Raw genomic sequence first — 12,014 nt, forward strand, 5'->3', positions numbered from 1 at the left:
CGCGCGCTGCTCCCCTGCCCGCCCTTCCTCCGTTCCCCGGGCTCCGCCCGGACCCGGTCCTCACACGCCGGACGGGCTGAAAAGGCCCGACGGGAGACCCGGACCGGAGGCTCGCCCGGACGGGCGGCCGGGGTGGACATGCCGGACCGCCGGGCCAGGCCCCACGGGGGGTGCGGGCCACCGGGCTGGGCCCCACGGGGGGTGCGGACCGCCGGGCCGGGCCCCACGGGGGGTGCGGACCGCCGGGCCGGGCCCCCGTGGGGGGTGCGGACCGCCGGGCCCGGCCCCCACGGGGGGTGCGGACCACCGGGCCGGGCCCCCACGGGGGGTGCGGCCCGGGGGGCCGGGCGGGTCAGGGGGTGCGGATGCGGAGGGCGCGGGACAGGTCGTCGAGCTGGTCCACGAGCTTGCGGCGCAGCAGCGGGAGGATCCCGGGGTTCTCCAGGCAGGCGCGGCCCGCCCGGAGGCTGGCCTCGTCGGCGGCGTGGACGGGGAACGCCCAGCGGCCGGCGGCCTCGGCGATGGCCGGGCCGCGGCGGGCTCCGAGGGCGACGGCCTCGGGGTAGAACCGCGGCACGTACTCCCGTACGAGATCGGCCTGTTCGGGCTGCCAGAAGCCCTGGGCCGTGGCGCTGAACAGGTAGTTGGACAGGCTGTCGTCGTGGAAGAGGCGGTCCCAGGCGGCGGCCTTGGCCTCCGGGGTGGGGAGGGCGGCGCGGCAGCGGGCCGCGCCTTCCTCGCCGGTGGCGCTGGGGTCGGCGGCGAAGGCTGCGGCGATCCGCTCCTCCCCCACCGCGCCGAGGACGGACAGCCGGGCCAGGATGCGCCAGCGCAGTTCGGGGTCGAGTGCGGGGCCGCCGGGGACGATGTCGTCGTCGAGCCAGGCGGCGAGGGTGTCGGGACGGGTGGCGCTGTCGATGAGGACGCGTACGGCGGCCAGCCGCAGGCCGGGCGCCGAGCCGTCCTCGGTCCGCCGCAGCAGGTCGCGGGCCAGATCGGTGAGGGTGCCGAGCGCCTCGGTCCGCTGCGCGGGGGCCAGGTAGCGGTCGGCGATCTGGGTGCGGGCGAAGGCGAGGACGCCTTGGACGACGGCCAGGTCGGCCTCCTCCGGCAGGTGCGCCGCGGCGGTCGCCAGGTAGACGGCCGGGGCGAGTTCGCCGTCGCGGACCATGTCGCGCAGGGCGTTCCAGACGACGGCGCGGGTGAGCGCGTCGGGGATGCCGGAGAGGCTGCCCAGGACGGTCTCGACGGAGGTCTCGTCGAGGCGGACCTTGGCGTAGCCGAGGTCGCCGTCGTTGAGGAGCAGCAGTGCGGGGCGGGGGCCGTCGGCGGAGACGACCTCGTCGGAGGGGACGTCGAGGTGGAGGAGCGCGGTGCGCTCCAGGGTCCGCCCGTCGCCGGGGTCGCGGTGGTAGACGCCGACCCCGATGTGGTGCGGGCGGCTGCCGTCGCGGTCGACGGTGAGGGTCCAGCCGCCGGGGCCGCCGGGGCTGTCCTCGATCTGCGGGCGGAGGGTGTCGATGCCGGTGGTGCGCAGCCAGACCTCGGCCCAGGCGTGGACGTCGCGGTCGGTGTGGGCGGCGAGGGAGTCGACGAAGTCGGCGAGGGAGGCGTTGGCGAACTTGTGGCGGGCGAAGTGGGTGTTGATGCCGGCCAGGAAGTCCTTCTCGCCGAGCCAGGCGACGAGCTGGCGCAGGGCGGAGGCACCCTTGGCGTAGGAGATCCCGTCGAAGTTGAGGAGCGCCGACGCGGTGTCGGGGACGTCCTCGGGGGCGGGGGCGACGGGGTGGGTGGAGGGGCGCTGGTCGGCGTCGTAGCCCCAGGACTTGCGGGTGACGCCGAAGTCGACCCAGGTGTCGGTGAAGCGGGTGGCTTCGGTGAGGGTCTGGTAGCCCATGTACTCGGCGAAGGACTCGTTCAGCCAGATGTCGTCGAACCAGGCGAGGGTGACGAGGTCGCCGAACCACATGTGGGCCATCTCGTGGGCGATGACCATGGCGCGGGTCTGGCGCTCGGTCTCGGTGACGGCGGAGCGGTAGATGAACTCGTCGCGGAAGGTGACCAGTCCGGGGTTCTCCATGGCGCCCGCGTTGAACTCCGGGACGAAGGCCTGGTCGTACGAGTCGAAGGGGTAGGGCTCGCTGAACTTCTCCTGGTAGCGGTCGAAGCAGTCCCGGGTGACGGAGAGGATCTCCTCGGCGTCCTCGTCCATGTGGGGTGCGAGGGACTGCCGGCAGTGGATGCCGAAGGGCAGTCCGGCGTGTTCGACGCGCACGCTGTGCCAGGGGCCGGCGGCGACGGCGGCGAGGTAGGTGGAGATGAGGGGGGTCGGGGCGGAGCGCCAGACGCCGGCTCCGTCCGTTTCGCGGTCCCCGGTGCGCGTGGTGATGCCGTTGGCGAGGACGGTCCAGTGTGCGGGGGCGGTGACGGTGAACTCGAAGACGGCTTTGAGGTCGGGCTGGTCGAAGGCGGGGAAGACGCGCTGGACGTCGTCCATGAACATCTGGCTGTAGACGTACGTCTCGCCGTCCGCGGGATCGGTGAAGCGGTGCAGGCCTTCCCCGGTGCGGGAGTAGCGCATGCGGGTGTCGATGCGCAGCTCGTGGGGGCCTTCGGTGAGGCCGGTGAGCGGGAGGCGGTTGTCGGTGAGGGCCGCCGGGTCGAGGGGGTCTCCGTCGAGGGTGGCGGAGCGCAGCTCGTCCGGTTTCAGTTCCAGGAAGGTGTCGCCGGGGGCTAGGGCCGTGAACCGGATGACGGTGCTGGAATCGAAGGTGTCGTCGCCGCCGGTGAGGTCGAGGGTGACGGCGTAGTGCCGGACGTCGAGGAGCCGGGCTCGGTGCTGCGCTTCGGTGCGGGTCAGTGCGGACATGGGCCCATGCTGCCGCAGCGGGCGGCCGGACCCCAGTCTTCTACTCTTCGCCCGCGGCGATCGTCTCGTGGTGGCGGATGACCTCGGCGATGATGAAGGTGAGGAGCTTCTCCGCGAAGGCCGGGTCGAGCTTGGCGTTCTCGGCGAGTTGGCGCAGCCGGGCGATCTGGCTGGCCTCGCGGCCCGGGTCGGCCGGGGGCAGCTGGTGGCGGGCCTTGAGGTGGCCGACCTGCTGGGTGCACTTGAAGCGTTCGGCGAGCATGTGGACGACGGCCGCGTCGATGTTGTCGATGCTGTCCCGCAGTCGGGCCAGCTCGGCGGCGACGTTCTCGTCGGTCCCGCCGGTGGCCGGGGGCGTGCCGTGGTCGGTGGCGCTGTTGTTCATGGTTCCCGAGAATACGTGGCGCCGGCGGCTGGTCCGCCGTGCCGGTCGGTGGATGAGACGGCCCCCGGGTCGGTCCGGCGCCTGCCGGTCCTTTCGCGCGGCGGCCGGCCTCACAGGGGCAGGGTGGCGGTGACGAGCCAGCCGCCCTCGGGGGCGGGGCCCGCGGTGAGGTGGCCGCCGAGGGCCTCGGCGCGTTCGGCCATGCCGACGAGGCCGTAGCCGCCGCCCCGGGCGTTGTCGGAGAGCTTGGCGGGGCGGCCGCCGTCGTCGGCGATGCGGATCTCCAGCCCGGCCGGTACGGTCCGCAGGCCGACCCGGACGGCGGTGGCGGTGGCGGCGTGCTTGCCGATGTTGGTGAGGGCTTCGAGGACGATGCGGTGGGCGGTGGCGGCGACGTCGCCGGGGAGCCGGTCCGCCAGGCCCTCCTCGACGAAGAGGGCGACGGGCGGCCCGGTGACGGAGAACCGTTCGGTGAGCCCGCGCAGGTCGGCGAGGCCCGCGACCGGGGCGGTTCCGGGCCGGGGCCCGGCCGCCGCGTCGTTCTCCCGGAGGATCTTGACGAGGCGGCGCATCGAGCCGAGGGCCTCGTCGCCCGCGGTCTCGATCCGGCCGAAGATCTCGGCGGCGCGATCGGCGGAGACCCCGGTGAAGCGGGCCGCCCGTGCCTCGACCACGATCCCGGTGACGTGGTGGGCGACGAGGTCGTGCAGCTCGCGGGCGAGCTCCAGGCGCTCCGCGGTCCGTACGGCGCTCAGCTCGCGCACCCGCTGGCCGGACTGGAGGCGCAGCAGGAGGGAGTACGCGGCGACGACCACGGCCAGCACGGAGAAGAGCAGCGTGAACCGTCCGGGGTCGGTGTCCCGCACCGGTACGGCCATGCAGCCGAGGCCCAGGAGCGGGCCGAGGACGGCGGCGGTGCGGGCGGGGGCCCGGAGCAGGACCTGGGAGAGCAGGACGAGGAGGGCGATGGCCTCGCCGCCGCCCCAGACGACGAGGGGGTGGTTGCCGAAGATCAGCAGGAGGGTGACGGTCCAGGTGACGGCCGCCGCGAACCAGGCGCGGGCCAGGAGGGGGACGGCGGGCCAGGGCGCGGCGCTCAGGCAGACGAGGATGCCGGACGCCCACACGGCGGCGTGCGGGAGGCTGGGCTGGCGGGCCAGGACCACGCCCTCGAAGGTGACGAGGGCGAGCAGGACGAGGGAGAGGGCGAGGCGGATCACGGCGGCGGCGCGCGGGTGCCGGCGGGCCCAGCTGGCGACCGGGCTCACCGCCGCCCCCCGCCGGCGCCGGGACCGCACCGCCGGCCGGTTGCGGGTGCACCCGCCGTACGGGGACCCGCGCACCCGGGCCCGTACGGGGCCCGGCGGGCGACCGCGGCGGGAGCGGGTCCGGTGCCGGTGCCGGGGGAACGCACCCGGGCACGGGGACGCACCCGGGTGCCGGGGCGTACCCCGGCGGGCGGGCGTACCCGGGCCGGCGGGGGTGGGGTCACGCCGCGCCGGCGGCCAGGCCGCTTTCCCAGGCCCAGGCGGCGATCTCGACGCGGTTGCGGGCGTCGAGCTTGGTCTGGACGTTCGCCAGGTGGGTCTTGACGGTGGAGAGGGAGACGAACAGCTCGCCCGCGATCTCCGCGTTGGTCAGACCGCGCGCCACACAGCGCACGACCTCGCGTTCCCGCTCGGTCAGCGGCTCGGCGGGCCTGCGGGCGGTCGCCGCGGCGGGGGTGCGCGGGGCCATCTCGCGCAGCAGCCGCACGGTGATGGCCGGCGAGACGAGGGAGTCCCCGACGGCCGCCGCCCGGACGGCTTCAACCAGCATGGCCGGGCTCGCGTCCTTCAGGAGGAAGCCGGACGCTCCGCCGTGGAGCGCGGCGTGGACGTACTCGTCGAGGTCGAAGGTGGTGACGATGACGATGCGCGGGCCGTCGCGGCCGGAGAGCCGCCGGGTGACTTCGAGCCCGTCGAGCTTCGGCATCCGGATGTCGAGGAGCAGGACGTCCGGCCGGTGCTCGGCGACGGCCGCGAGGGCGGCCTCGCCGTCGACCACGTCGGCGACGACCTCGATGTCGGGCTGGCTTTCGAGGATCATCTGGAAGCCGGTCCTGACCATCTCCTGGTCGTCCGCGATGACCACCCTGATCGCCATGCGCCACCCGTCCCGCCGTCACCCGCCGCCACTGCCGGTCCCCACCCATGGGACATTTGCGCGCCGCGGCCCGCAACCGCAGGGGGAGTCGCGGGAGGGGCGCCGCGGGACGGGGAGGGCGGTGATCCGGCCGTACGGCGCTCCGGACGAGGTGGCGTACGTCCGGGGGACGGCTCCTCGTCCTTCCGGCCGGATCCGTCCCGGCCGGAAGGACGAGTCGGTACTACAGGCCGGCCGCGGCGCTCTTGATCGCGGCGGCGAAGGTGGACACCTCGGTGTAGACGCCGGGGTAGCCGGGGCGGGCGCAGCCCTCGCCCCAGCTGACGATGCCGACCTGGATCCAGGCGTTCGCGTTGTCGCGGCGGAACATCGGGCCGCCCGAGTCGCCCTGGCAGGTGTCGACGCCGCCCTGGTTGTAACCGGCGCAGATCTCCTCGGACGGGACGAGGCTGCTGCCGTACGCGTTCTTGCAGCTGGCGTCGGAGACGAACGGGACGGTGGCCTTCATGAGGTACCGCTGCTGGCCGCCGCCCTCGCGGGTGGCGCCCCAGCCGGCGACGGTGAAGGTGCCGCTGTCGTAGGCCTTGGTCTCGGCGATCTTGAGGGTGGGCAGGTTGATGGGCTGGGCGAGCTTGATGAGGGCCCAGTCCTTGCCCGTGCCGTTGTATCCGGGGGCCCGGAGGACCTTGGTGGACTTCACCTTGATCGCGCTGGCGCTGTTGAGGTCGACGACTCCGGCGGTGGCGGTGATGGAGGTGTTGTTGCCGGAGCCGTTCACACAGTGGGCCGCGGTGAGGACTATCTGCTGGGTGTAGAGGGCGCCGCCGCAGCCCATGGAGAGGCGCACCATGAAGGGGAACTCGCCCTGTGCGGCGCGGGTTCCGCCGACGACGGGGCTCGGGGCGGCGCCGGCGTTGGAGGGCTGGAGGCTGACGGCGGCGAGGGCGACGGCGCCGACGGCGAGGGTGCGCTTCATGAAGCTGACAAGAGTGCTCACGCTCAACACACTGCCTTTCGTGGGGGGTTGGGCTGTGCGTGTCATCGGGTGAATGACGAGTCCATGACACATCACCCACATGGCCGACATCAAGAACGCATTTTTGGCCAACCGCCCGCTCCGGCGGAAGGGATTGCGGCGAGGAGCACCCGATGACGCGGAACGGCGGGCCCCCGGGGCCGATCGAGCACGGATTTCCACACCTGGACGTCGTCCGCGCCTCCATCACCGCGCTCTTCCGCCGACTGTCGGCCGACGGGATCCGCGTATACGACACGAGCTTCGCCCCCGCCGACGCGGCCTTCGGGCCCGAGGAGGACCTGCACCTGGGTGCGCAGCGGGTGGCGTCGGCGATGGTCCGCGCCCTGCGGCTGCCCGGCGCGCGCGTGGTGGTCGCCTTCCGGCCGATGGAGCAGGCCGCCACCGTCGAACTGGCCGCCGGACCCGAGTACTTCATCGAGGTCAGCGACCGCTTCCGGACCCGCCGCGGGGACCTCGCGGCGGCCCTCTCCCACGAGGTCGCGCACGTCCTGCTGCACCGCCTGGACCTGCGCTTCCCGGCCACCGCGGACAACGAGATCCTCACCGACACCACCGCCGCCTATCTCGGGGCGGGCTGGCTGCTGCTCGACGCCTACCGCGAGGACGCCCTGACCCACCAGAAGTTCGGCTACCTCACCCCGGAGGAGTTCGGCTACGTCCTCGCCCGCCGGGGCCGGCTCCTCGGCGAGGACCTCTCCGCCTGGTTCACCAGCCCCCGGGCGTACGAGGCGTACGTGCGCGGCCGCGCACGGGCCGACCGGGACCACCGCCGGGCGCCGCTGGCCGCGGCGGGCCCGATCGAGCGGCTCCGCTACACCCGCGGCCGCCGGGCCGGGAGCGCCCCGGGGCGCGGGGCGGAGTACCGCTTCGAGGAGCACGGCGCCGGGCCGCTGGTGAGCTTCCCCTGCCCGGTCTGCGATCAGCGGCTGCGCCTGCCGGTGCGGGGTCCGGTGCGGGCGCGGTGCGGACTGTGCCGCACGGTGCTGGAGTGCGACACGTAGCGGGGAGTTCACCGCCCGGCCGCGAAAAGTTACTTACCGGCCAGTAGACACGGGGTACGGGCATCGCTCAGCCTGGTCGCGTCCATGTCAATCCGCGACCCAGGGAGCGCTCCCCCATGCGCATCACCCGCCGCACCCGCACGTCCCGTACGCCCCGTACCGCCGCCGCTCTGGCCGCGGCGGCCGCCGCCCTGACGCTGCTTCCGGCCACGACCGCCTCGGCGGCCCCGGCCGCGAGCCCTGCTGCGACCTCCACGAGCGTCACCGCGCTCACCGCGGCCACCGCCTCCGCCCCCGGCGGCAACGCGGCGATCCTCGGCATCGACTACGGCACCTGGCAGCGGGACGTCGCCGCCGTCATCGACGCGGTACGGCCCGCCATCGAGCAGCGCATCGCCGCGTCGCCGGCCGGCGAGCGGCCCGCGATCGTCCTCGACATCGACAATTCCTCGCTGGAGACGGACTTCCACTGGTTCTGGACCTTCCCGACCCCGGCGATCTCCAAGGTCCGCGAGCTGACCCGGTACGCGAGCGAGCGCGGCGTCGCCGTCTTCTTCGTCACCGCCCGCCCGGGGATCATCCAGTCCCTCACCGAGCACAATCTCAAGGCCGTCGGCTACCCGGTGTCGGGGCTCTACGTCCGCGACCTGCCCGACCTGTTCGACGAGGTCAGCGCCTACAAGACGGGCAAGCGCGCCGAGATCGAGAGCCGCGGCTACACGATCATCGCCAACATCGGCAACAAGCAGAGCGACCTCGTCGGCGGACACGCCGAACGGACCGTCAAGCTCCCGGACTACGGCGGCAAGCTTTCCTGAACCCCGGTCCGCGCCCGGGCCCCGGACCCGGTCCACAGCCCGCCCCGGAGCCCGGCGCGGACGACGGACAACATGGTGGGTCCGGCGCGGTTCAGCGGGCGGGTGGAGCGGGTATTGATACCCCATCGCACGAGTGAAGGACCCGGACCCGACCCCTCGCCAGGGGGCCGGGCCCGGCCTTTTTTCATGGCCCGGACGGACAGGACGGCGGCCGGCCGGGACGCACCCGGCCACGGGCCGCCGGAAGCCGGGCGCGCACCGGGGGGCGGGCACGCAGCGGCCCCGCCCCCGGTCCGCCCGCCTACCGGCCGGGGCACACCTGCCAGGCGAGGTGGTAGAGGGTGCTGACGCTGGCGTCGGTGGAGTCCATCGCCATGAAGCTCGTCACCGCCTGCGGGTTGGACGTGCCCGCGTTCACGCGCAGCTCGGTGTTGATGTTGAAGTTGCGCTTCTCCCCGCAGGGCGCCCAGACCAGGTCGGCGAATTCCGTCCGGTCGGTCGCCTGCCAGCTGTCGTTGAACGGACCGTTGAACTGGTGCGTCCGCTGGGAGGTCTGGGGCATTCCCTGGAAGTAGTAACTCGCCCTTTCCTGTCCCCACGCGCCGGGTTGGAGAAAGGCGAATCCGCGGTAATCCGCCTGGACGATCGCGTAGGTGAAGCCCGACGGGACGTGGACGCGCAGATTGAGCTGGCAGTTCTTGCGGAAGGCGGTCGGCGGGGCACCGGGCCCGACCTGTGCGAGGTACTCACTGTAGGTGACGGTGAAGGCCGTGTTGTCGGGCGCGACGGCCACCTCGGCGGTGCCCTCCCGGCAGCCGGATCCGTTCACCGTGGCGAGCTCGATCACGATCTTGTCGGGCGGCGCGGTGATCGGACCGCCGCCGGCGCCGGCCGCTCCGGCCGGTGTCGCCACCGCCGCGGCGATCAGGGCGGCGATGGCGCCGCCGGTGAGCAGAGTGCGGGACAGGGGATGAGACATCGTTGTCACTCCTGGCCGTGAGTCGGGATTCCTGTCGCGCTCCGTCAGACCTCGGTGCACTGCTTCCACTCGAAGTGGTAGACCGTGCTGACGCTGCCGTCGGTCGAGTCCATGCTCATGAAGCTCTGGGCCTGCGGGTTCGACGAGCCCGCGTAGACGCGCAGTTCGGTGTTGACGTTGAGGTTGCGCTCCTCGCCGCAGGGTGCCCAGACCAGGTCCGCGTACTCGGTCCGGTCGCTCGCCTGCCAGTTGTCCGAGTACGGACCGTTGAACTGGTGGGTCGTGCGGGCCGACTGGGCGGCGCCCTGGAAGTAGTAGTTCGCGCGCTCCTGGCCGAAGGCGCCGCGCTGGAGGTGCGCGAAGCCGCGGTAGTCGGCCCTGGCGATGGCGTACGTGAATCCCTGGGGCACGTGGATGCGCAGGGCGAGCTGGCAGTTCTTGCGGAACTCGGTGCCGCCGGATCCGGCGCCCGTCTGGGCGAGGTAGTCGCTGTACGTGACGGTGAAGGCGGTGTTGTCGGAGGCCGCGGCGACGTCCGCGGTCCCTTGCGGACATCCCGAACCGTTGACCCCGACCACGTCGACGGTGATTCTCCCGGGCGGCGTGGGGACGGTATCGGCGTGTGCGGGTGCGGCGACGGCCAGGAGGGCCGTGACCGCCGCGCCGACGAGGGGTCTGCGGAGCGACGTCATTGTTTCTCCAATTCGTCCGGAGCCCGGCGGAATCGCATTCCGAAGGGGCGCGCACAGGGATGGGGCATGCCCATGAATGAGCCATGCACATGCCATCACGGTGGGACCGGGCGGGGAAGGCCCGGATACGGCCAACGCCCGCCGTCCCGGTCCCCTGGCCGGAACCGATGACTCCGCCACCCCCTCCCCGACCCCGCCCATCAGCCCGGCGGCCCCGCCCGGTCGGGCACCGACACCCCCCGGAGAGGCCCAGGATGACCGGATCCCCGCAACCGGGCCGCCGCCGGCCGGCCGTGCACCGGCCTACCGGGACCCGTACACCGGCAGCGGCGGTTCCGCGGCCGACAGGAGCTTCGCCGCCGTCTCCCCCGCCTCCGCCGGGGTCCGGCGGGCGCCCCGGTCGGATGTGGGACCGGGGCGCCAGCCCTCCATCACCGTGATGCGGCCGCCCTCCGCCTCGAAGACCCGGCCCGTCACCCCCGCCGAGGCGTCCGAGCCCAGCCACACCACCAGCGGGGACACGTTCTCCGGCGCCATCGCGTCGAATCCGCCCTCCCCCGGGGCCGCCATGGTCTCCGCGAAGGTCTGCTCCGTCATCCGGGTGCGGGCCGCGGGGGCGATGGCGTTGACCTGGACCCCGTACCGGGCCATCTCCGCGGCCGAGACCAGGGTCAGCCCCAGGATGCCCGCTTTGGCCGCGCTGTAGTTGCCCTGACCCACCGAGCCCAGCAGTCCGGCTCCGGAGGAGGTGTTGACGACTCGGGCCGCCACCCGGCGGCCCGCCTTCGCCTCCGCCCGCCACCAGGCGGCCGCGGAGCGCAGCGGCAGGAAGTGGCCCTTCAGGTGGACCCGCATCACCGCGTCCCAGTCGTCCTCGTCCAGGTTGACGAGCATCCGGTCGCGCAGGAACCCGGCGTTGTTGACCAGGGTGTCCAGCCGGCCGAAGCGGCCGACCGCGCAGTCGACCAGCGAAGCGGCTCCTTCGCCCGTCGCGACGTCCCCGCCGTGCGCGACCGCCTCCCCGCCCAGCGCCTCGATCTCCGCGACCACCCGGGCCGCCGGGCTCCCGGGGCCCGGGAGCCCGTCGAGCCCCACCCCGAGGTCGTTCACGACGACCTTCGCGCCCTCCGCCGCGAAGGCCAGCGCGTGTGCCCGCCCCAGCCCCCGACCCGCTCCCGTCACGATCACGACCCTGCCTTCGGCCATGCCCATCTCAGTCCTCCTCGTTCGCAGTCGCCGCATCCGTGCCCGCGGGGCCCGTGCCCGCCGCGCCTCGGCCCGCCGTGTCCTCGGCCGCATCCACCGCGGCCGCCGCCGCCTCCCTGTTCACCGTCGCCGCGTCCAGGAACGCCGGCCGCTCCCCGCCCCCGTGCACCAGCAGGCTGGCCCCGCTGACGTACCCGGCGCGCGGCGAGGCCAGGAACACGGCCGCCTCGCCCACGTCCGCGGGGTCCGCCAGCCGTCCCAGCGGCACGGTCGCCGCCACCGCCGCGATCCCCGCGCCGTCCCCGTAGTGCAGGTGGGACAGCTCGGTCCGCACCATGCCCAGGACCAGCGAGTTCACCCGTACCTCGGGGGCCCACTCCACGGCCATCGACCGGGCCAGGCTCTCCAGCCCCGCCTTCGCCGCCCCGTACGCCGCCGTCCCCGGCGACGGACGGCCGCCGCTGACGCTGCCGATCATCACCACCGAGCCCCGGCTCGCGCGCAGCCACGGGTACGCGGCCAGGGACGCCGTCATCGGAGCCACCAGGTTCAGCTCGACGACCCGTGCGTGCCGCTGCGCCTCCGCCTCGCCCAGCAACCGGTACGGGGTCCCGCCCGCGTTGTTGACCAGGCAGTCGATCCGCCCGTACCGCTCCGCGACCCCGGCGCAGAAGTCCCGCACGGCGGCGGGGTCGCGCAGGTCGAGCGCCGCGAACGAGGCCTCGCGACCGGCCGACGCCACCGGTTCGTCCGGCGGCCGCCGCGCGCAGACGACGACGTCCGCCCCGGCCTTGAGGAACGACCGGGCGATCCCGGCGCCGACGCCGCGGGTTCCCCCGGTCACGACGACGACCCTCCCGTCGAGCTCCATGGGCTGCTA

Annotated in this window: 11 protein-coding genes; 2 read left to right on the forward strand and 9 right to left on the reverse strand. The window is 73.9% G+C overall.

Going from position 1 to position 12,014, the window contains the following annotated elements:
* Window positions 1-352 precede the first annotated feature (352 nt).
* The 5 genes from pepN to ACFWW8_RS00860 all read right to left on the reverse strand — a co-directional run bounded on the left by pepN (window position 353) and on the right by ACFWW8_RS00860 (window position 6,375).
* Window positions 353-2,869: an aminopeptidase N gene (gene pepN / locus ACFWW8_RS00840; RefSeq protein ID WP_386521782.1), complete on the reverse strand. Its 2,517-nt coding sequence runs from the start codon at window positions 2,867-2,869 to the stop codon at window positions 353-355.
* A 40-nt stretch (window positions 2,870-2,909) separates the two neighbouring features.
* Complete coding sequence (locus tag ACFWW8_RS00845; RefSeq protein WP_386521785.1) at window positions 2,910-3,254, reverse strand: chorismate mutase; 345 nt, start codon at window positions 3,252-3,254, stop codon at window positions 2,910-2,912.
* 110 nt (window positions 3,255-3,364) lie between these two features.
* Window positions 3,365-4,522, reverse strand: a complete 1,158-nt coding sequence (locus ACFWW8_RS00850; RefSeq protein ID WP_386521788.1) for a sensor histidine kinase — start codon at window positions 4,520-4,522, stop codon at window positions 3,365-3,367.
* A gap of 220 nt (window positions 4,523-4,742) precedes the next feature.
* On the reverse strand, window positions 4,743-5,399 hold the full coding sequence (locus ACFWW8_RS00855) for a response regulator (RefSeq protein ID WP_386521790.1): 657 nt from the start codon (window positions 5,397-5,399) through the stop codon (window positions 4,743-4,745).
* Window positions 5,400-5,622: 223 nt separating this feature from the next.
* Complete coding sequence (locus tag ACFWW8_RS00860; protein ID WP_386522202.1) at window positions 5,623-6,375, reverse strand: serine protease; 753 nt, start codon at window positions 6,373-6,375, stop codon at window positions 5,623-5,625.
* Window positions 6,376-6,548: 173 nt separating this feature from the next.
* Between ACFWW8_RS00860 and ACFWW8_RS00865 the strand changes: the two genes are divergently transcribed.
* Entirely contained in the window at window positions 6,549-7,439 is an 891-nt protein-coding gene (locus ACFWW8_RS00865) for a hypothetical protein (RefSeq protein WP_386521792.1), read from the forward strand.
* A 116-nt stretch (window positions 7,440-7,555) separates the two neighbouring features.
* Window positions 7,556-8,257 (forward strand): HAD family acid phosphatase, encoded by a 702-nt coding sequence (locus ACFWW8_RS00870; RefSeq protein ID WP_386521794.1) that lies wholly within the window; start codon window positions 7,556-7,558, stop codon window positions 8,255-8,257.
* Window positions 8,258-8,558: 301 nt separating this feature from the next.
* On the opposite strand, the gene ACFWW8_RS00875 is transcribed toward ACFWW8_RS00870, so the two are convergent.
* The 4 genes from ACFWW8_RS00875 to ACFWW8_RS00890 form a co-directional block, all read right to left on the reverse strand.
* Complete coding sequence (locus ACFWW8_RS00875; protein WP_386521797.1) at window positions 8,559-9,236, reverse strand: DUF4360 domain-containing protein; 678 nt, start codon at window positions 9,234-9,236, stop codon at window positions 8,559-8,561.
* A gap of 44 nt (window positions 9,237-9,280) precedes the next feature.
* Window positions 9,281-9,928: a DUF4360 domain-containing protein gene (locus ACFWW8_RS00880; protein ID WP_386521798.1), complete on the reverse strand. Its 648-nt coding sequence runs from the start codon at window positions 9,926-9,928 to the stop codon at window positions 9,281-9,283.
* Between the two features lie 303 nt (window positions 9,929-10,231).
* Entirely contained in the window at window positions 10,232-11,140 is a 909-nt protein-coding gene (locus ACFWW8_RS00885; RefSeq protein ID WP_386521801.1) for an SDR family oxidoreductase, read from the reverse strand.
* 1 nt (window position 11,141) lies between these two features.
* Complete coding sequence (locus ACFWW8_RS00890; protein WP_386521803.1) at window positions 11,142-12,005, reverse strand: SDR family oxidoreductase; 864 nt, start codon at window positions 12,003-12,005, stop codon at window positions 11,142-11,144.
* Window positions 12,006-12,014 lie beyond the last annotated feature (9 nt).

The organism is Streptomyces sp. NPDC058701 (genome assembly GCF_042715295.1).
Classification (GTDB): domain Bacteria; phylum Actinomycetota; class Actinomycetes; order Streptomycetales; family Streptomycetaceae; genus Streptomyces.